The 20,150-nt window shown below is 67.8% G+C and carries 18 protein-coding genes; 12 read left to right on the top strand and 6 right to left on the bottom strand.

Annotation, left to right across the window (positions count from 1 at the left end; all coding sequences use genetic code 11):
* Positions 1-358: 358 nt before the first annotated feature.
* Positions 359-2,119, bottom strand: coding sequence for an SDR family oxidoreductase (locus AC3A6P_RS02850; RefSeq protein WP_487688064.1), 1,761 nt, complete (start codon positions 2,117-2,119; stop codon positions 359-361).
* An 86-nt stretch (positions 2,120-2,205) separates the two neighbouring features.
* The gene (locus tag AC3A6P_RS02845; protein ID WP_487688061.1) at positions 2,206-2,553 is read right to left on the bottom strand and encodes an oxidoreductase; all 348 of its coding nucleotides are present in this window, start codon (positions 2,551-2,553) and stop codon (positions 2,206-2,208) included.
* 215 nt (positions 2,554-2,768) lie between these two features.
* Here AC3A6P_RS02845 and sucB point away from each other — a divergent pair, with 215 nt between their 5' ends.
* The 6 genes from sucB to AC3A6P_RS02815 all read left to right on the top strand — a co-directional run bounded on the left by sucB (position 2,769) and on the right by AC3A6P_RS02815 (position 9,886).
* A complete protein-coding gene (gene sucB, locus AC3A6P_RS02840) occupies positions 2,769-4,547 on the top strand; it encodes a 2-oxoglutarate dehydrogenase, E2 component, dihydrolipoamide succinyltransferase (protein WP_487688059.1) in 1,779 nt (592 codons plus the stop codon).
* An 18-nt stretch (positions 4,548-4,565) separates the two neighbouring features.
* Positions 4,566-5,471 carry a TIGR01777 family oxidoreductase gene (locus tag AC3A6P_RS02835; RefSeq protein WP_487688057.1) on the top strand — a complete coding sequence of 302 codons (906 nt, stop codon included), beginning with the start codon at positions 4,566-4,568 and terminating at the stop codon, positions 5,469-5,471.
* 7 nt (positions 5,472-5,478) lie between these two features.
* Positions 5,479-6,186 carry a lipoyl(octanoyl) transferase LipB gene (lipB, locus tag AC3A6P_RS02830; protein ID WP_487688162.1) on the top strand — a complete coding sequence of 236 codons (708 nt, stop codon included), beginning with the start codon at positions 5,479-5,481 and terminating at the stop codon, positions 6,184-6,186.
* Positions 6,183-7,139: a lipoyl synthase gene (gene lipA, locus AC3A6P_RS02825; protein WP_487688054.1), complete on the top strand. Its 957-nt coding sequence runs from the start codon at positions 6,183-6,185 to the stop codon at positions 7,137-7,139. The genes lipB and lipA overlap by 4 nt, the downstream gene beginning before the upstream one ends.
* Before the next feature lie 5 nt (positions 7,140-7,144).
* Positions 7,145-7,897, top strand: coding sequence for a DUF4191 domain-containing protein (locus tag AC3A6P_RS02820; protein WP_487688053.1), 753 nt, complete (start codon positions 7,145-7,147; stop codon positions 7,895-7,897).
* A 183-nt stretch (positions 7,898-8,080) separates the two neighbouring features.
* Positions 8,081-9,886, top strand: a complete 1,806-nt coding sequence (locus tag AC3A6P_RS02815; protein ID WP_487688050.1) for an amidohydrolase — start codon at positions 8,081-8,083, stop codon at positions 9,884-9,886.
* A 23-nt stretch (positions 9,887-9,909) separates the two neighbouring features.
* Here AC3A6P_RS02815 and AC3A6P_RS02810 read toward each other — a convergent pair whose 3' ends face one another.
* Positions 9,910-10,374 (bottom strand): RDD family protein, encoded by a 465-nt coding sequence (locus AC3A6P_RS02810; RefSeq protein ID WP_487688048.1) that lies wholly within the window; start codon positions 10,372-10,374, stop codon positions 9,910-9,912.
* Between the two features lie 136 nt (positions 10,375-10,510).
* Between AC3A6P_RS02810 and glnA the strand changes: the two genes are divergently transcribed.
* The 6 genes from glnA to AC3A6P_RS02780 all read left to right on the top strand — a co-directional run bounded on the left by glnA (position 10,511) and on the right by AC3A6P_RS02780 (position 15,481).
* Complete coding sequence (gene glnA, locus AC3A6P_RS02805) at positions 10,511-11,947, top strand: type I glutamate--ammonia ligase (protein WP_487688045.1); 1,437 nt, start codon at positions 10,511-10,513, stop codon at positions 11,945-11,947.
* A 121-nt stretch (positions 11,948-12,068) separates the two neighbouring features.
* Positions 12,069-12,380, top strand: coding sequence for a DUF3303 domain-containing protein (locus AC3A6P_RS02800; RefSeq protein ID WP_487688043.1), 312 nt, complete (start codon positions 12,069-12,071; stop codon positions 12,378-12,380).
* A gap of 71 nt (positions 12,381-12,451) precedes the next feature.
* On the top strand, positions 12,452-12,883 hold the full coding sequence (gene dtd, locus AC3A6P_RS02795; protein WP_487688041.1) for a D-aminoacyl-tRNA deacylase: 432 nt from the start codon (positions 12,452-12,454) through the stop codon (positions 12,881-12,883).
* A 79-nt stretch (positions 12,884-12,962) separates the two neighbouring features.
* Positions 12,963-13,409, top strand: a complete 447-nt coding sequence (locus tag AC3A6P_RS02790) for a DoxX family protein (protein WP_487688039.1) — start codon at positions 12,963-12,965, stop codon at positions 13,407-13,409.
* 1 nt (position 13,410) lies between these two features.
* Positions 13,411-14,562 carry an acyl-CoA dehydrogenase family protein gene (locus tag AC3A6P_RS02785; protein WP_487688037.1) on the top strand — a complete coding sequence of 384 codons (1,152 nt, stop codon included), beginning with the start codon at positions 13,411-13,413 and terminating at the stop codon, positions 14,560-14,562.
* 10 nt (positions 14,563-14,572) lie between these two features.
* Complete coding sequence (locus AC3A6P_RS02780; RefSeq protein WP_487688034.1) at positions 14,573-15,481, top strand: NAD-dependent epimerase/dehydratase family protein; 909 nt, start codon at positions 14,573-14,575, stop codon at positions 15,479-15,481.
* A 7-nt stretch (positions 15,482-15,488) separates the two neighbouring features.
* Here the strand turns inward: AC3A6P_RS02780 and AC3A6P_RS02775 are convergent, their stop codons facing one another.
* The 3 genes from AC3A6P_RS02775 to AC3A6P_RS02765 all read right to left on the bottom strand — a co-directional run bounded on the left by AC3A6P_RS02775 (position 15,489) and on the right by AC3A6P_RS02765 (position 20,134).
* Positions 15,489-16,346 carry a TIGR03619 family F420-dependent LLM class oxidoreductase gene (locus AC3A6P_RS02775; RefSeq protein ID WP_487688032.1) on the bottom strand — a complete coding sequence of 286 codons (858 nt, stop codon included), beginning with the start codon at positions 16,344-16,346 and terminating at the stop codon, positions 15,489-15,491.
* Positions 16,347-16,351: 5 nt separating this feature from the next.
* Complete coding sequence (locus AC3A6P_RS02770; RefSeq protein WP_487688030.1) at positions 16,352-16,981, bottom strand: PaaI family thioesterase; 630 nt, start codon at positions 16,979-16,981, stop codon at positions 16,352-16,354.
* 144 nt (positions 16,982-17,125) lie between these two features.
* The gene (locus tag AC3A6P_RS02765) at positions 17,126-20,134 is read right to left on the bottom strand and encodes a bifunctional [glutamine synthetase] adenylyltransferase/[glutamine synthetase]-adenylyl-L-tyrosine phosphorylase (RefSeq protein ID WP_487688028.1); all 3,009 of its coding nucleotides are present in this window, start codon (positions 20,132-20,134) and stop codon (positions 17,126-17,128) included.
* Between the last annotated feature and the right edge of the window lie 16 nt (positions 20,135-20,150).

Below are 20,150 nucleotides of genomic sequence, written 5' to 3'. Positions count from 1 at the left end.
ACCCACGCCCACCGACAAGACATGCGCCACAAGGCAATCCACCAGCGCCAACGCCTACTTATCCACAGTCAGCACTTTCTCCACAACCCGACGCGCACGGCTTGACGCAAGGCAACAACCGTGTCCCCCACTTCAACAAGCATGTCCGGCGGGAAGGGCCGCCAGTTGCCCAGCCACAAATCGACGCACTCACACAACCCGGCAAGGTATCTGTTCAAGCTGACCGAAACGGCCAAAGGCGAACTAGCGCAATGACGTTCCGATGGCCGACGGTGCGCTGCCACCCCGAACTGCCACTTCATGCCTCCGCTACGCACCACTCGACACTGAGCCGACATGCACGTCAGGCGCTCCCATGTCACACCACCTTGCCGCGGGCGGTGCTGCGCAGAATCTGTGGCGCCACCCGCGACACCCCGTAGACCAGGTGGGCCTCCGGGGTGACGGGACGGACGGCGGTGTTCTTGCGCACCGAGTCCAGGATCGCGGCGGCCACCTTCTCGGGCCCGTAGCGGCGTGCGGCGAAGGCCTTCTGGGCGCGGGCCCGGGCCGCGGCGGCCGCGGCCTCCTTGTCGGCGGGCACGTCGAAGCGGGTGGTACGCACGATGTCGGTGTTTACGACACCCGGGCAAATGGTGGTCAAACCGATTCCGGCAGAGCTCAATTCGGCGCGCAGACAGTCGGAGAACATGTAGACCGCGGCCTTGCTGGTGCAGTAGGCGTTCATCCCCTGCAGCGGTGCGTACGCGGCCATGGAGGCGACGTTGATGATGTGCCCGCCGGCGCCGCGCTCGACGAGGCGGCGGGCGAAGGCACGGCAGCCGTTGACCACACCGCCGAGGTTGACCTCGAGCACCCGGTCGAACTGCTCGGCCGGGGTGTCCAGAAAATCGCCCGCCTGTCCGATGCCGGCGTTGTTCACCACCACATCGGGGACGCCGTGTTCGGCGCAGACCTCGGCGGCGAACCGCTCGACTGCGTCCGCATCGGAGACGTCAACCACGTAGGCGTGTGCGATACCGCCGGCCGCGGCAATCTGCGCGGCGGTCTCCTTGACGACGTCCTCGTTGATGTCGCTGACCACCACCTCGGCGCCCTGGGCCGCGAACGCGACGGCCGTAGCACGCCCGATCCCGCTGCCCGCGCCGTTCACCGACACCAGGGTGTCACCGAACGGGGCGCGGGGCCGGCCCACCTGCGCGCGCAGCAGCCCTCGCTTGGCGGGCGCCCCGTCCAGGTGGTCGACCAGTTCGGTGACGGCCTGCGCCAGCACCTGCGGGTGCGACATCGGCGCCCAATGCCCGGCGTTGATGTCGCGGCGCCAAAGCCGCGGCACCCATTGGGACACACCGTCGAGACCGTGCGGCCGGACCACCGGGTCACGGCGGTTGACGATCAACTGCACCGGCACACCCACATAGTGGTCGCGGCGGTACTGCCGTGGCGAGCGGCTGGTCATCGCCCGGTAGATCTTCAGCGAGTTCGCCAGATCTGTTGCCACAGAATCACTTCGGAACCGCTGCGCGGTCGGCACGCCGTCGGTCAGCAGAACCTTGCCGCGCCCGCCGGAGAACAACGCCCGCATCACCACCGGGGCCAGCACCGGGATCGACAGCGGGATCATGTAGGTCAACCGCAGCGCGTGCTCCAGCGCATGCAGGAACAGCACCGGCCGGTACGGCCGCGCCAGCGCCCGGAGGATGCCGGCCTTGTAATGGTCGGTACTGGGACCGGAGACCGACGTGAAGGACGCCACCCGGTCGGCGGCGCCGGGCCGGCTGAGGTACTCCCAGGTCGCGATCGAACCCCAGTCATGGCCGAGGATGTGGACCGGTTCGCCGGGACTGAGCGTGGTGAGGACGGCTTCGAGGTCGTCGGCGAAGCGCTCCATCCGGTAGGCCCGGACCGGCTTGGGCACCGACGACCCGCCGACGCCGCGGTTGTCGTAGCGGATGATGCGGAACTTCTCGGCGAGCAGCGGCACCACGCCATCCCAGAGCACGTGCGAGTCCGGCCAGCCGTGCGCGAGCACCAGGGTGGGCCCGTCGGGGTTGCCTTCTTCATAGGCGGCGATCCGGACGCCGCCGGTGCTGTCGACGAATGTGGGAGCTGATGCCATGGCTCAGTACCTCATACCGCCGGTACCGGAATCAAGACCCGCTAGTCCCCTTGCTGACTGGCTCTCCTCGCCGCCTCGTCGCCCAGTCAGTCCTCGGCCAGTTCGTCGCGCAGCGCCCGGCGCCGCTCGATCCGCCGGCGGGCGTCGTGGTCGCGCATGCGTTGCGGGTAGCCGACTTTCTGCACGTCGTACACCGGGATCTTCAGCTGATCGGACAGCCGGCGGGCGCCCTTCTCGCCGCCGACGCGCCTGCGCGTCCACTCCCCGTCGTTGGCGACCAGCACCACAGTTAGCTCGGTGACCGTCGTCTTGGGTTCGACGAACGCTTCCACACCGGTGTGAGTGGCCACCCACTCGCGCATGTACCGCAGGTCAGCTGCGGGATCGGCGCCGCGCGCGCCGCCGCCGCGCCGGAACCTGTCGAACAATCCCAACTCCGGTTCGCTCCTTGCTTGTCGGCCGAGTTCACTCTCACTTCGATAGTGCCAGAGCTCCGAGCAACCCTGAGTGCATGCGTATCCGCCGAGAGTGAAAGGATGGTCCAGCACAAAATGCAACTGGTTTCTGAACCGGTACACGACGTTGTGGTAAGCCGGAACTCGAACCGCTCGTAAGTCGAACAACGACTGACCTTCGAGGAGTCAACAGGATGGCCGTTTCAGTCCAGATGCCCGCACTCGGTGAGAGCGTCACCGAGGGGACTGTCACCCGCTGGTTGAAACAAGAAGGTGACACCGTCGAAGTCGACGAGCCACTGCTCGAGGTTTCCACCGACAAGGTCGACACCGAGATCCCCTCCCCGGCGGCAGGCGTGCTCACCAAGATCGTGGCGCAGGAGGATGACACGGTCGAGGTCGGCGGCGAGCTGGCAGTCATCGGCGACGCCGAAGAAGGCGACAGCACGGGCGGTACCACCGAGCCCGAAGCCGCCCCCAGCGAAGAAGCAGCGCCGGAGCCCGAGCCCGAGGCGCAGGCCGAACCCGAACCGGAACCCGAACCTGAGCCGGAGCCCGAACCCGCGCAGCAGTCGTCGGGTGGTGGCGAAGGCACCTCGGTGACCATGCCCGAGCTCGGCGAATCGGTCACCGAAGGCACCGTGACGCGCTGGCTCAAGAGCGTCGGCGATTCGGTCGAGGTGGACGAGCCGCTGGTCGAGGTATCCACCGACAAGGTCGACACCGAGATCCCGTCGCCGGTGGCAGGCACCCTGCTGAGCATCACCGCCGAAGAAGACGACACCGTGGCCGTCGGTGGCGAGCTGGCCAAGATCGGCGACAAGGGCGCCGCTGCGGCGGCCAAACCGGAACCCAAGCCCGAGCCCAAGCAAGAGGCCAAGCCGGAACCCAAGCCCGAGCCCAAGCAAGAGGCCAAGCCCGAACCCAAGCAAGAGACCAAGCCCGAGCCGAAGCCGGAACCGAAACCCGAGCCCAAGCCCGAACCCAAGCAAGAGACCAAGCCCGAACCCGCAGCGGAGCCGTCCGGTGACGGCAGCCCGTACGTCACCCCGCTGGTCCGCAAGCTGGCCGCCGAGAACAACGTCGACCTGGCGTCGGTGAAGGGCACCGGCGTAGGTGGCCGCATCCGTAAGCAGGACGTGCTGGCTGCGGCCGACGCTGCCAAGAAGCCGGCCGAGCAGCCCGCCGCTGCAGCGGAGAAGCCTGCTGCGCCCGCCGCCAAGGCTCCCGCCGAGAGCCCGCTCGCGCATCTGCGCGGCACCACGCAGAAGGCCAACCGGATCCGCCAGATCACGGCCAAGAAGACGCGTGAGTCGCTGCAGACCACCGCGCAACTGACGCAGGTCCACGAGGTCGACATGACCAAGATCGTGGCGCTGCGGGCCAAGGCCAAGAAGAGCTTCTCCGAGCGCGAGGGCGTGAACCTGACGTACCTGCCGTTCATCGCGCGCGCGGTGATCGACGCGTTGAAGGCGCACCCGAACGTCAACGCCAGCTACAACGAGGACAGCAAGGAGATCACCTACTACGACGCCGAGCACCTCGGCTTCGCGGTGGACACCGAGCAGGGCCTGCTCTCACCGGTGGTGCACAACGCCGGCGACCTGTCGCTGGCCGGCCTGGCGCGGGCCATCAAGGACATCGCCGGCCGGGCCCGCTCGGGCAACCTCAAGCCCGACGAGCTGTCCGGTGGCACCTTCACCATCACCAACATCGGTAGTGAGGGCGCGCTGTTCGACACCCCGATCCTGGTTCCGCCGCAGGCGGCGATGCTGGGCACCGGTGCCATCGTGAAGCGGCCGCGGGTGATCGTCGACGAGTTCGGCAACGAGTCCATCGGCATCCGCTCGGTGTCCTACCTGCCGCTGACCTACGATCACCGCCTCATCGACGGCGCCGACGCGGGACGCTTCCTGACGACGGTCAAGCGTCGCCTCGAAGAGGGTGCGTTCGAGGCCGATCTGGGTCTGTAGAAAGGCCACTGGGCCGCCATGAGCACTGCCACGGTCGCCGTCGCCGGTTCGTCCGGCCTGATCGGTTCGGCTCTGGTCTACGCCCTGCGCGCGACCGATCACCGGGCGGTGCGCATCGTGCGCAGGGCGCCGTCGAATCCCGATGAGCTGCACTGGAATCCGGACACCGGGGAGTTCGACCCGAGTGGACTGATCGGCGTGGACGCGGTGGTGAACCTGTGCGGGGTCAACGTCGGCGGCGGCCGTTGGTCGGGTGCGTTCAAGCAGAGCCTGCGCGACAGCCGGATCGCCCCGACGGAGGTGTTGGCAGCGGCCGTGGCCGACGCCGGCGTACCGACGCTGGTCAACGCCAGCGCGGTCGGTTATTACGGCGACACCCGGGACCGCGTGGTCGACGAGACCAGCGGCCCGGGTACGGGTTTCTTGGCCCGGCTGTGCATCGACTGGGAGGCGGCGACGGTCGCCGCCGAGGCCGCGGGCGCGCGGGTGGTGCACGTGCGTTCGGGGCTGGTGCTCTCCCCCGCCGGCGGCATGCTCGGCCGGCTCAAACCGCTGTTCTCCCTCGGGCTGGGTGCGCGGCTGGGCAGCGGGCGGCAGTACATGCCGTGGATCAGCCTCGAAGACGAGGTGCGCGCGCTGTTGTTCGCCATCTTCCACGACGAGCTGACCGGTCCGGTGAACCTCACCGGACCGGCTCCGGTGACCAACGCCGAATTCACCACCGCGGTGGGCCGGGCCCTCAACCGCCCCACTCCGCTGATCGCGCCGGGTTTCGCCATCAAGGCCCTGCTCGGGGAGTTCGCGCAGGAGGGGCTGCTGATCGGGCAGCGCGCCATCCCGGCGGCGCTGGAACGGGCCGGGTTTCAGTTCCACCATCAAACGCTCGGCGAAGCGCTGAGCTACGTCACCAGCGAACGGGCGTAATTTGGCCATCATGAGTTCCATCAGATCCAGCACCGCTCCGGTCGATGTCCGTCAGCTCGGCACGCTGGACTATGTGGCGGCGTGGGACAGGCAACGCGAGCTCGCCGACGCGCGCGTGGCCGGCGGCCCAGACACGCTGTTGCTGCTGGAGCACCCGTCGGTGTACACCGCGGGACGGCGCACCGAAGACCATGAACGGCCGCGGGACGGCACCCCGGTGGTCGACACCGATCGCGGCGGCAAGATCACCTGGCACGGTCCGGGCCAGTTGGTCGGTTATCCGATCATCGGCCTGGCCGAGCCCCTGGACGTGGTGAATTTCGTTCGGCGCCTGGAGGAAGCCCTCATCACGGTCTGCACCGATTTCGGTCTGGACGCCGGCCGGGTCGAGGGCCGCTCCGGGGTGTGGCTACCGGAGGACGGCCTCCGACCGGCCCGCAAGATCGGCGCCATCGGCATCCGCGTCTCCCGTGCGGTCACGCTGCACGGGTTCGCCCTGAACTGCGACTGCGACCTGGGCTCGTTCGCCGGCATCATCCCCTGCGGCATCACCGATGCCGGGGTGACGTCGCTGTCTGCCGAGCTGGGCCGGCAGGTCCGGGTGGCCGATGTCCGCGAGCGGGTGGGCACTGTGGTGTGTGACGCACTCGACGGTGTTCTGCCTGTCCGCGAACACGTGTCCGCCCCTGCGGCGAGCGTAGGATCGACCCAGTGAGTGTCGTTCCAGAAGGTCGGAAGCTGCTGCGGCTCGAAGTGCGCAATGCGCAGACACCGATCGAGCGCAAACCACCCTGGATCAAGACCCGCGCCAAGATGGGGCCCGAGTACACCGAGCTGAAGGGCCTGGTGAAGCGCGAGGGCCTGCACACGGTGTGTGAAGAAGCCGGCTGCCCCAACATCTACGAATGCTGGGAAGACCGCGAAGCCACGTTCCTCATCGGTGGTGAACAGTGCACGCGGCGCTGCGATTTCTGCCAGATCGACACCGGCAAACCGGCTGATCTGGACCGTGACGAGCCCCGCCGGGTGGCCGAGAGCGTGCAGGCCATGGGGCTGCGGTACTCGACCGTCACCGGTGTCGCCCGTGACGACCTGCCCGACGGCGGCGCCTGGCTGTATGCCGAGACCGTCCGCTACATCAAGAAGCTCAACCCCGGTACCGGCGTGGAGCTGCTGATCCCGGATTTCAACGCCGTCCCCGAGCAGCTCGAAGAGGTCTTCGAGTCGCGGCCGGAAGTGTTGGCGCACAACGTCGAAACCGTGCCGCGCATCTTCAAGCGCATCCGGCCGGCGTTCCGCTACCAGCGCAGCCTGGACGTCATCACGGCCGCCCGAGACTTCGGCCTGGTAACCAAGTCCAACCTGATCCTCGGCATGGGTGAGACCCCGGACGAGGTGCGCACCGCCCTCGACGACCTGCACAACGCGGGCTGCGACCTGATCACCATCACGCAGTACCTGCGGCCGTCGGCCCGGCACCACCCGGTGGAACGGTGGGTCAAGCCGGAGGAATTCGTCGAGCACGCCGCGTACGCGGAGGGCATCGGGTTCGCCGGAGTGCTCGCGGGCCCGTTGGTGCGCTCGTCGTACCGGGCCGGGCGCCTGTATCAGCAGGCAGCCGAGAAGCGCCGGGGTGGTATCAGCACCTCCCCTGCCGCCGTATCCTGAGAGCTATGGCGAAATCCCGTAACTCCGCCCAGGCCAAAGAGGCGAAGGCCCAGGCGAAGGCCGCCCGCAAGGCTGCGTCCAAGCAGCGTCGGAGCCAGCTGTGGCAGGCCTTCCAGATGCAGCGCAAGGAAGACAAGCGTCTGCTGCCCTACATGATCGGCGCATTTGTGCTGATCGTGGCGCTGTCGGTGGCCGCGGGCATCGCCATCGGCGGGTTCACCATGTACATGCTGATTCCGCTGGGCATCGTGCTCGGCGCGCTGGTCGCGTTCATCATCTTCGGCCGCCGCGCGCAGAAGTCGGTGTACCGCAAGGCCGAGGGCCAGACCGGCGCCGCGGCATGGGCACTGGACAACCTCCGTGGCCGTTGGCGCGTGACGCCGGGCGTGGCCGCGACGGGGCATTTCGACGCCGTGCACCGCGTGATCGGCCGGCCGGGTGTGATCTTCGTGGGCGAAGGTACCCCGGCGCGGGTCAAGCCGCTGCTGGCCCAGGAGAAGAAGCGCACCGCCCGCCTGGTGGGCGACGTGCCGATCTACGACATCATCGTCGGCAACGGCGAGGGCGAGGTGCCGCTGGCCAAGCTGGAACGCCACCTCAACAAGCTGCCGGCCAACATCAACGTCAAACAGATGGACTCGCTGGAGTCGCGTCTGGTGGCGCTCGGCACCAAGATGGGCCCGGCCGCCATGCCCAAGGGGCCGCTGCCCAACGCCGCGAAGCTTCGCGGTGTGCAGCGCAAGGTCCAGCGTCGCTGACGCCGCGACACGGCGCGTCGGTCCTTGTAGACGCAGCGCCGGTGCCGGGCTTCGCGAATTCCGTTCGGCCGCGCCCGATCTCAGCGTGTTGCACTTGTGAATCTGATTTGCGCCCGCGATAATTCGCGCGACGCAGACAGGTGCTGGCCATTCGGCGGATGAGCGCGTCGGAGAGGCTCGGCTATGTGCACTGCGTGTGAGTGGGCACCCCATTTTGCCGCGTACGGACGCGACGTCACCTTCAGCCGTCGTTCGGCTTTGCGCGCGGCTGCCGCCGCCATGACCGCAGGCGCCCTGGGCGCCACGGTGGCGACACCGTACGCGCAGGCGGCGCCCCCAGCCGGTCCCGCGGATCTCGTCTTCCGCAACGGGCCCGTCTACACCGTCGCCGGCCCCACCCCGTGGGCGCAGGCGGTGGCCGTCACCGGAAACACCATCAGCTTCGTGGGCGACGAGGCCGGCGCCATGGCGCTGGCCGGCCCGAACACCCGCATCGTCGACCTGAACGGGCGGCTGTTGATGCCGGGCTTCGTCGAGGGCCACACGCATCCGTTCCTCGGTTCGTTCCTGACCTCCGGCGTCGATCTGCAGGTGCCGACGCTGGCCGATGCCCAGGCCGCCATCGCCGACTATGCGCGGCAGCATCCCGATGGCCCGGTCCGCGGCTTCGGGTGGCGGGTGGACATGTTCGGTCCCGACGGCCCCACCCGCGCCGACCTGGACACTGTGCTGCCGGACCGTCCGGGCTTCTTCTTCGCCATCGACGGGCACAGCCTGTGGGCCAACAGCAAGGCTCTCGAGATGGCCGGGGTCAACCGCGACACCCCGGACCCGATCCCGGGTTTCAGCTACTACGCGCGGGACGCCGGCGGCGACCCGACCGGCTACATCCTCGAGGTCAACGCGGTACTGGGGCTGGTCAACGCCGTCGAGCCCATCTCACCGGACACCATGGGCACGCTCATGCGGGGCTGGCTGCCGAAGGCGTCGGCGGCGGGCATCACGTCGGTGTTCGACGCGGGGGTGCCGCCCATCGGCGACGACCAGGCCTCGATTCTGCGCCTCTACACCGACGTCGAGCGCAGCGGTGAGCTGCCGTTCCGGGTGGTGGCGTCGTATTCGGTGCGCACCGCCCCCATCGACGGCACGGTGGAGAACTTCCGCCGGGTCCGCAGCGAGATCTCCGGTGACCTGGTGTCGGTGGATGTCGTCAAGATCATCGGTGACGGCACTCAGGGCGGCTACACCGCGTGGCTGATCGAGCCCTACGCCGACAAGCCGGATTCCACCGGCGGCTCCCCCTTCACCGAAGAGCAGTGGCACCAGCTGGTGGGCGACATCGACGCCGCCGGTTTCGATGTGCATGTCCACGCCTGCGGTGAACGGACCGCGCGGGTGGGCCTCGACGCCATCGACCGTGCCATCGCCGCCAACCCCGCCCGCGACCGCCGCAACACCATCGCCCACCTGGTCTACGTGGAGGACAGCGACAATCCCCGCTTCGGCGAACTCGGTGTCGTCGCACAGTTCTCCGCGAACTGGATGTCGGCCGACCCGGACACCCTGGAGAACATGGCGGCCCGCTACGGATCGCCGCGCAAGGACCTGATGTACCGGCCGCAGGAGGTGCTGCGCTCCGGCGGCCGGATCTCACTGGGAACCGACTGGCCCGCGGCGGGCTACTTCTCCACCTACAAGCCGCTGGACTCCATCCAGATCGGGGTGACACGTCAGCTCATCGGCGACAGCGGCGCGGCGGTGCTGGCTCCGGCCGATCAGAAGCTGACGGTCGCCGAGGCGGTGCACGCCAACACCCTGGGTGCGGCCTACCAGATCCGGCTCGACGACCGGGTGGGCTCAGTCGAGGTAGGCAAGCTCGCCGATCTCATCGTCCTGGAGAAGAACATCTTCGACATCGATCCGCACGACATTCATACGGCCAACGTGATGATGACGCTGATGAACGGCCAGATCCGGCACGAAGTCTGACGGCTGTGGCGTCTCCGTCCACGTCATCTCCGCACCACGGCGGTGAAGGTGAACTTGTCCTGCATGCCGCGGCTGTCGCTGTCCATGAACAGCGCCGGGATCACCAGCGACAGCAGCAGCCCACGCGACAACGCGCGACCGAACCCGACATGCATACGGTTGTCGATGGACACCACCATCAGCCCCAGCGCGAACTGTCCCGGAGTGAAGCTGAACAACCGCACCGAGATCGCGCCGAGCAGCAGCCAGATCACCAGCACCGCTGTCGACAGCCAGGCCAGGGAGAACAGGCCCAGGCTGATGGCCAGGCCGGCGAGTCCGTAGGCGATCAGCCAGTCCACCAGAAGTGCGGCGAACCGGCGGCCTGAGCGGGCGATGGATCGTGGCCCGGATTCAGGCAAACCGAACGCTTCACCCGGGTACGCGGACTGGTGTCCGGAGTCCGCAGGTTCGGGGCCGGAAAGCCAGGACGACAGCGCGCGAGCCATGCAGCCAGCATAGGGTGAGATTGATTGCGTAACGTCCACGCAACATGCGGTTGACTGGCGTGCAACATCGGCTCCATACCGTCAGCCGCGGGTTAATTCACAACTGTGCCTACACGAGCACACGAAGGAGCAGTAAGTGGCAGAAAAGACTGCTGACGACATCTTCAAGCAGATCAAAGACGAAAACGTCGAGTACGTCGACGTCCGGTTCTGCGATCTGCCCGGTGCAGTCCAGCACTTCTCGATCCCGGCCTCGGCGTTCGACGAGAGCGTCTTCGAGGACGGTCTGGCGTTCGACGGTTCGTCGGTGCGCGGCTTCCAGTCGATTCACGAATCCGACATGATGCTGCTGCCGGATCCCGCGACGGCGCGCATCGACCCGTTCCGGGCCGCGAAGACGCTGAACCTCAACTTCTTCGTCCACGATCCGTTCACCCGTGAGGCCTACTCGCGTGACCCGCGCAACGTGGCCCGCAAGGCGGAGAACTACCTGACCAGCACCGGTATCGCCGACACCTGCTTCTTCGGCGCCGAGGCCGAGTTCTACATCTTCGACTCGGTGTCCTTCGACTCCAAGATCAACGGCACCTTCTACGAGGTGGACTCGGAGTCGGGCTGGTGGAACACCGGCGAGCCCTTCGAGGCCGACGGCAGCGCCAACCGCGGTTACAAGGTGCGCCCCAAGGGTGGCTACTTCCCCGTTGCTCCGTATGACCACTACGTGGATCTGCGCGACGAGATGGCCACCAACCTGCAGAACGCCGGCTTCGTCCTGGAGCGCGGCCACCACGAGGTGGGCACCGCCGGCCAGGCCGAGATCAACTACAAGTTCAACACGCTGCTGCACGCGGCCGACGATGTGTTGCTGTTCAAATACATCATCAAGAACACCGCGTGGGCCAACGGCAAGACCGTCACGTTCATGCCGAAGCCGCTGTTCGGCGACAACGGCTCGGGCATGCACGCCCACCAGTCGCTGTGGAAGGACGGCAAGCCGCTGTTCCACGACGAGGCCGGCTACGCGGGTCTGTCGGACATCGCCCGCCACTACATCGGCGGCATCCTGCACCACGCGCCGTCTCTGCTGGCGTTCACCAACGCAACGGTGAACTCCTACAAGCGTCTGGTGCCGGGTTACGAGGCTCCGATCAACCTGGTCTACAGCCAGCGCAACCGGTCGGCCTGCGTTCGTATCCCGATCACCGGCAACAACCCGAAGGCCAAGCGCCTCGAGTTCCGTTGCCCGGACAGCTCGGGCAACCCGTACCTGGCGTTCGCGGCCATGCTGATGGCCGGTATCGACGGCATCAAGAAGAAGATCGAGCCGCTGACCCCGGTCGACAAGGACCTCTACGAGCTGCCGCCGGACGAGGCCGCCGCGATCCCGCAGGCCCCGACCTCGCTGTCGGCCGTCATCGACAAGCTCGAAGAGGATCACGAGTACCTCACCGAGGGTGGCGTGTTCACCGAGGATCTCATCGAGACCTACATCTCCTACAAGCGGGAGAACGAGATCCTGCCGGTGCAGATCCGTCCGCACCCGTACGAGTTCTCGCTGTACTACGACGTGTAATCACGTTGAGCGAAGATGCCCCGTCCTGCAGGACGGGGCATTTTTGTATTTCTGGTTCGAACCTCCGAAACGGTCCGCCGGCCCGAGGACACTGGCTCGCGTCAGTCCCCGAGGAGGAGTCATGAAGTATGTGATCGCCTGGAAGACCAGGCTCACCGGTTCGGAGCGAGAGAACGAGCAGGCCGCCCGCCGAGGCATCGAACTGTTCAGCAAGTACGAGATGCCATCGCAGACCACCTTCCACCAGTTCCTGGGCCGCCTCGACGGCACCGGCGGCTTCGCCGTCGTCGAAACGGACGATCCCGCCGAGGTCCTGGACGGCGTGACGAAGTTCGGCCCGTTGAACGAATTCGAAGTGCATCCGGTCATGGATTACTCCGATTGGCTGGGTGTTGCCCAGGAGGGGGTGGCGTTCCGCGAGTCCATCAGCTGACTACGCCGGGCGCCGAGGCGGGGTGACGCACGAACCCCGGGGAGGTGAGCCCATGTGCTGTACTGGCCCGCATGCGGGTGTTGCTACAGCGCGTCACGTCGGCCAGTGTCACCGTCGACGGGCAGGCGGTCGGCGCCATCAACCCTGACACGCAGGGTTTGGTGGCTTTGGTGGGTGTCACGCATGACGATGACCCGGCCAAGGCTGCGCGGATGGCCGAAAAGCTCTGGCAGTTGCGGGTTCTCGACGACGAGCGCAGCGCCGCCGACATCGGTGCGCCCATCCTGGTGATCAGCCAGTTCACGCTGTATGCCAATACCGTCAAGGGCCGGCGGCCGTCCTGGAACGCCGCCGCGCCCGCCGCGGTCGCCGAACCGTTGGTGACGGCGTTCGCCGATGAGCTACGCCGGCTCGGCGCCTGCGTCGAGACCGGGGTGTTCGGTGCGGAGATGTCGGTGGCCCTGGTGAACGACGGACCGGTGACGGTGTTGCTCGAATTGTGAGTGCACAAAGGGTTGCGATCCGGCGACGATAGGACCGGAAACTCCCTTCGGGCCAAGGTCTGAAAAGTATCGTCGGTGCATGACCCAGAACCTGAACGCCCGCCTCGACCCGCAGGCCCCTGCGGTCTTGAGTCTGTTCCGCATCGTCGTGGGGTTGCTGTTCCTGCTCCACGGCACGTCGAAGTTGTTCGGTTGGCCCGGCGGCCCGCAGGTGCCCGTGGGGACCTGGCCGTACTGGTGGGCCGGCATCATCGAACTGGTGACCGGGGCGCTGGTGACCGTCGGGTTCTTCACTCGCCCAGCGGCGTTCATCGCCTCCGGCCACATGGCCGTGGCCTTCTTCTGGCAACACCTGCCCGGCGGTTTCTGGCCGATCAACAACGGTGGCGAACCGGCGGTGCTGTTCTGCTTCGCCTTCCTGCTGCTGGTCTTCACCGGCCCGGGCCGGTACGCCATCGAGTCGCGCCGGGTGGCCCGCGGCGGTGTCGTGACCGGCCGCACCCCGCGGCGGGGCTGGCGCCGCTGAGATGACGATCAAGCGCACCCCGTCCTGGTACGACGACGAGGTGGGGGCTCTGTTCGATCTCGCACGCGGGTTCTTCGAGCGTGAGGTCGTGGCCAAGGTCGACAAGTGGGATGCCCAGCGGCGCATCGACCGTGAGGTGTGGCTGGAGGCGGGCAAGCTCGGGCTGCTGCTGTGCTCGATCCCCGCCGAATACGGCGGCGGGGACGGTACTTTCGCGCACGATCTCGCGGTGTTCGACGCCCAGGGTTACGCCGGCGATCTGTCGCTGGGCATCGGTGTGCACAGCGGGATCGTCCCGCACTACCTGCTGGCCTACGGCAGCGAAGAACAGAAACGCGCGTGGCTGCCGCTGATGGCCACCGGGGAAGTGCTCGGTTCCATCGGCATGACCGAGCCGGGCGCCGGGTCGGATCTGAAGGCCATCCGCACCACGGCCGTTCGCGACGGTGACCACTATGTGGTCAACGGGTCCAAGACGTTCATCACCAACGGCGGCTCCGCGGACATGTCGTTGCTGGCCGTCAAGACCGATCCCAAGGCCGGCGCGCGCGGTATCTCGCTGCTGATCGTCGACCTGCGCGACGAACCGGGCTATCAGGTCACCCGGGTGCTCGACAAGGTCGGCATGCACGGCGCCGACACCGCCGAGCAGTCGTTCACCGACGTCCGGGTGCCGGTGGCCAACCTGCTCGGCGGCCAGGAGGGTAAGGGCTTCGGTCAGATGATCGCCCAGCTGCCCCAGGAGCGGTTGATCGTCAGTGCGCAGGCCGTCGGCGGAATGGAACGTGCGGTCGACGAGACCATCGCCTACACCAAGGCGCGGGAAGCGTTCGGGCACAGCCTGTTCGAGTTCCAGAACACGGCGTTCGAACTCGCCGAGTGCACCACGCTGGCCCGGGTGTCACGGACTTTTCTCGACCATTGCATCGACGCCCACCTGCGCGGGGAACTCGACGGCACCGAAGCCGCGATGGCCAAATACTGGCTCACCGATCAGCAGTGCGCGGTGATCGACCGGTGTGTGCAGTTGCATGGCGGCTACGGATACATGCGTGAGTACCTGATCGCCCGGATGTACGAGGACGCCCGGGTGCAGCGCATCTACGCCGGCGCCAACGAGGTGATGAAGGACATCATCGCGCGCAGTCTGTGAAGGAAAAGCTATGCGGGTGTTCGTCACCGGCGGCACGGGCGCCCTCGGGAGTCATGCGGTGCCGGCGCTGCTCGAAGCGGGTCACACCGTGACGGCGATGGCCCGCAGCACCGCCAAGGCCGACGTGCTCCGGCATCAGGGTGCCACTGCCGTGCAGGTGTCACTGTTCGACCGCGCCGGGCTCACCACGGCATTGCGCGGGCACGACGTCGCCGTCAATCTGGCCTCGGCACTGCCGCCTCCGCAGCGGTTCATGCTGAAATCCGCGTGGCGGGAATGCACTCGAATCCGCACCGAAGGGTCGGCGACCCTCGTTGATGCGGCGTTGGCGGCGGGGGTGCCCAGGGTGGTTCAGGAGTCCGTGGTGATGATCTACCGCGACGGTGGCGCCCAGTGGGTCGACGAGGACTGGCCGGTCGATCACTATCCGATCTCCGCGGGCAATCACGCCGCCGAAGCCAGCTCTCGGCGATTCGCCGAGTCCGGCTGCAGCGCAACGGTATTGCGCTTCGGCGTGTTCTACGGACCGGGCGCAGCGCACAGCGAGCAGATCATGAACCTCGCGCGCCGCCACCTGGGGTTCCGGATGGGCTTCCGTGATTCCTACCTGTCATCGATCCATGTGGCCGACGCGGCCGGGGCTGTCGTCGCGGCGCTCGACTGCCCCGGCGGCACCTACAACATCGTCGATGACGAGCCCGTCACCGCGGCGCAGAACAGCGCGGCAATGGCGCAGGCGGTCGGCGCGACGGCATGGCTCGAGGCGCCCGGCCGGTTGGCGTCATTGCTGGGTGAGCGTGCCACGTCCATGACGCGATCCCTGCGGGTCAGCAATGCCCGCTTCCGCGCGGCCACCACCTGGACGCCTCACCACCGGAGTGTGTGGGAAGGCTACCGCGCCATGGCCACCGCGTTGTGACAACCCTTCAGTCGAGCGCCATGTCGGCGCGGAAGCGTTTCATCCCGTCGATCTTCTCGGCCAGGGTGGCGTCGGCTCCGCTGTAGTACATCCACGGCATGGTGATGATGCCGTGGATTCCGCCGGCCTCGGCAGCTTGAAAATGCTCGGAGGTGAAGGCGTCGGTCAGTGGGGTGATGACGGTGAAATCATCCATGGACAGGCCATTGTCGGCACGCAACTCGCGTAGCCGGGACACCCGTTCCAGCGCCCGATCGGTGGTGATGAGGTCGCCGATCCAGCCGTCGTGACGCGCCGCGCGGCGCAACGCGATGTCCGACAGGCCGCCGACGTAGATCGGGATGGGCGGCGGAGTGGGTTCCATCTCCAGTCGCGGGGTCGGGTAGAAGTCGCCGTCGAACTCGGTCCAGCCGGGCGCCCAGAGTTGTTTCATCAACTCCAGCATCTCGTCGGTGCGCTTGCCGCGGCGCTCGAATTGCTGTCCCAGCAACGCGAATTCGTCTTCACACCAGCCGACGCCCACCCCGAGTTCCAGTCGCCCGCCGGCCAGTACCGCGGCGGTGCCGATGGATTTGGCGGCGGAGTAGGGATCGCGCATCGCGGGGATGTAGACCGTGGTGACGAATCGCACGCGAGTGGTCACCAGCGCGATCGCCCCGATCATCACCCAGGGGTCGGGCCAGTCGGTGAATGCCTCCCAGCGGCGCTTGCCGTCCTTGGTGTACGGGTAGGGTGTTTTCAGGTTCTCCAGGTTCACCACATGGTCCGGGATGCCGATCCCGTCGTAGCCGAGTTCGTCTGCGGCCCTGGCGACTTCGATGGCTTCCCGGGTGTCCAAGAAGGCGACGCTGACGTAGAACCGCATGCCGGTCAGCTGACCTCGCGCGCCCAAGCGGGGGTGATGAACACACCCTCGGCTTCCACGCACACCCCGTCGGCGTCGGCGATGAACCCGCGGGCGTAGGTCTTCACGCCTTCGACCCGGTCGATGTAGGCCTCGGCCCGCAGCCGGCCCAGCGGCGTGGCGCGCACGTAGCGGCACGAGATGGTGCCGGTGAAGTTCGGCTTCGTCAGTCCCCCACTGGCTGCCTCGCCGAGGATGTGGTCGAGCACCAGCGCGGACATGCCGCCGTGCACGTGCCCCGGCGGACCTTCGTAGGCCGCGCCCAGTTCGAACTCGGCCACACACCGGTCCTGCTCGTCGCGGCTGATCACCAGCGGCGGGGCGATCGGGTTGCGCAGCCCGATCACCGGGTTGCCCCAGGACCGGCTGCGGCCTTCGGCGCTGAACCGCACGCCGTAGGCGCCGTCGATCTGCTGGGCGCGCAACGTGGCGGTCACGGCCTCGATGGCGGCCTGCGCCTGCCGGATGGCGTCCTCGCCGACCTCGGTTCGGATGGTGGCGTCCAGCAGGTCGCGCACCGCGTCGGTGAAGGGCTCGAAGTACGCGCGCTGACGCTCGTACTCGACGTCGCTGGTGGCATCGTGGGTGAACCGCACCCGATCTTCATATCATCGAGGGCTCTACGAAACGTGCTCGGCCCTACCTCCCCGGCTCCTTCGTCGCCGCATCGGCGACCGAGCTGACCCCCTTTAGCTCGGCCCTACCTCCCCGGCTCCTTCGTCGCCGCATCGGCGACCGAGCTAGCCCCCGAAGACCTTGCGCACGACGGCCTTCGCCCGCCGGGTCACCCGCAGGTAGTTGTCCAGGAACTCGCTGCCGTCGTCGTTGTGCCAACCGGCGGCCACGGCCACGGCATTGAGTTGACGGCCCGGCCCGGGCAGCTGGTCGGTGGGCTTGCCCCGCACCAGCACCAGCGCGCTGCGGGCACGGGTGGCGGTCAGCCACGCCTGCCGCAGCAGGTCCACGTCACCTTCGGCGATCAGCTCCGCGGCGCCGATGGCGTCCAGCGATTCCAGCGTCGAGGTGTTATGCAGTGACGGGATCTTGTGGGCGAACCGCAACTGCAGCAGCTGCACGGTCCACTCGATGTCGGCCAGCCCGCCGCGGCCCAGCTTGGTGTGGGTGTTGGGGTCCGCGCCGCGCGGCAGCCGTTCGGCGTCGACACGCGCCTTGATGCGCCGGATCTCCTGCACCGCGGCCTCGGAGACACCTCCGGCCGGATAGCGGGTCTTGTCGGCCATCAGCAGGAAGCGGTGCCCGAGCTCGAGGTCACCGGCCACCGGGTGGGCCCGCAGCAGCGCCTGGACCTCCCAGGACTGCGCCCACTGGTCGTAGTAGGCGGCATAGGACGACAGGGTGCGCACCAGCGGCCCGCTGCGCCCCTCCGGGCGCAGGTTGGCGTCCACCTCCAGCGGTGGGTCGGCGCTCGGGGTGTTCAGCAGCGCCCGCACCTGCTCGGCGATGGACGTCGACCATTTGACCGCCCGGTTCTCCTCGACCCCGTCGACGGGCTCGCAGACGAACATGACGTCGGCGTCGGATCCGTAGCCCAGTTCACCGCCGCCGAGCCGGCCCATGCCGATGACGGCGAACTTCGCCGGGATGATGCCGTCGGCGGGCGTGTTGGCGCGGATCACCGCTTCCAGCGCCGCCTGCAGGACCGCCACCCACACCGACGTGAGTGCCTTGCACACCGCGCGCACATCGAGCATGCCCAGCAGGTCGGCCGAGGCGATGCGGGCCAGTTCACGCCGGCGCAGGGTGCGCGCCGCGGCGATCGCCTTGACCGGGTCCGAGTACCGCCCCGCCGCAGCGACCAGAGAACGTGCCACGCCTTCGGGTTCGACGTCCAGCAGTTTGGGGCCGGTGGGCCCGTCGGCGTAGGACTGGATGACCTCCGGGGCGCGCATCAGCAGATCGGGAACGTACGCCGAGGTGCCCAGGACGTGCATCAGCCGCTTGGCCACCGCACTCTCGTCACGCAGGCTGGACAGGTACCACCGCGCGTCGGACAGCGCCTCGCTGATCCGGCGGTAGGCCAGCAGCCCGGCGTCGGGATCGGGGGTGTCGGAAAGCCAGTCCAGCAGGGTCGGCAGCAGCACGGTCTGCACCCGGGCCCGCCGGCCGCCCTGGCTGGTCAGCGCCGCCAGGTGGGTCAGCGCGCTGCGCGGCGCCTGGTAGCCGAGTGCGGCCAGCTGCCGCTCGGCGGCCTCGCTGGACATCCCCTCGTTGTTCAGACCGGAAGCGAAATCGACTGCGTTGCCTACGGATTCGAGCAGCGGCTGATAGAACAGCTTGGCGTGCAGACGCGAGACCCGCACACTCTGGCGCTTGAGCTCTTCGCGCAGCACCCCCAGCGCGTCGTGCTGGCCGTCGGGGCGGACATGCGCGGCGCGGGCCAGCCAGCGCAGTGCCTCGTCGTCGTCGGGGGCGGGCAGCATGTGGGTGCGCTTGAGGCGTTGCAGCTGCAGCCGGTGCTCGAGCAGCCGCAGGAATTCGTAGGAGGCTGTCATGTTGGCGGCGTCGTCGCGGCCGACATATCCTCCGGAACCCAGCGCGGCGAGCGCGTCCACCGTGGAGGTGACGTGCAGCGAATCGTCGTTGCGGCCGTGCACCAATTGCAGTAGCTGCACGGCGAATTCGACGTCACGCAGCCCGCCGGTGCCCAGTTTGATCTCGCGGCTGCGCACATCGGCGGGCACCAGTTCCACGACGCGGCGGCGCATGGCCTGCACGTCGACCACAAAATCCTCACGCTCGCATGCCGTCCAGACCATCGGCATCAGCGCGGCCATGTACTGCTCGCCGAGTTCGGCGTCACCGACGGCGGGCCGGGCCTTCAGCAGGGCCTGGAACTCCCAGGTCTTGGCCCAGCGCTCGTAGTAGGCGATATGGGATTCCAGGGTGCGCACAAGCTGGCCGCGTTTGCCTTCGGGCCGCAGGGCGGCATCCACTTCGAAGAAGGTTTCCGACGCCAGCCGCATCATCTCCCCGGCCACCCGCGTCTCGGTGCCGTCCGCGGTCTCACCGACGAAGATGACGTCGACGTCGGAGACGTAGTTGAGTTCCCGCGCACCGCATTTGCCCATGGCGATGACGGCCAGCCGCGGTGGCTTGGTGTCGCCTTTGCAGACGATGGTGGTCGCCACATGCAGGGCGGCGGTCAGCGCGGCGTCGGCCATGTCGGCCAGGTGCGCGCCGACGGTCGGGAACGGCAGTACCGGTTCGTTCTCCACCGTAGGTGCGACGTCGAGGCCGGCGAGTACCAGCAGGTGGTCCCGGTACAGCGTGCGCAGGACGGGAACCACTGTCGCCGGGGCGGTTTGGGCGGTGACGTGGGACACCGCCTCGAGGAACGTGCGCTTGAGTTCGTCGGCCGACGGCAGCGTGATCGGCCCCGCGGTGGCGCCTTGCAGCAGCCGCCACGAATTCGGGTTGGCCACCAGGTGATCACCGAGCGCCAGCGACGAGCCGAGCACCCCGAGCAGCCTGCCGCGCAGTCCCTTGTCTTTGAGCAGCGCGGTGTTGAGTTCGTCCCACTCGGCGCCCAGGGCGTCGGCCAGTCGCACCAGGGCACGCAGCGCGGCGTCGGCGTCGGGAGCCCGCGACAACGACCACAGCAGCTCGATGTGTGCGTCGGTGTCCCAGCCCAGGCGGGTGAGGTCGGACTGCGCGGTGCGTTCCAGCAGGCCGAGCCGCCCTACGCTGGGCAGCTTCGGGCGCTGCGAGGCAGGTTTGGACGCGGGCACGTCAGCACGGTAACGC

The sequence above is a fragment of the Mycobacterium sp. Soil_C_30 genome (genome assembly GCF_057656995.1).
This window is presented reverse-complemented; position numbering and strand designations above follow the sequence as displayed.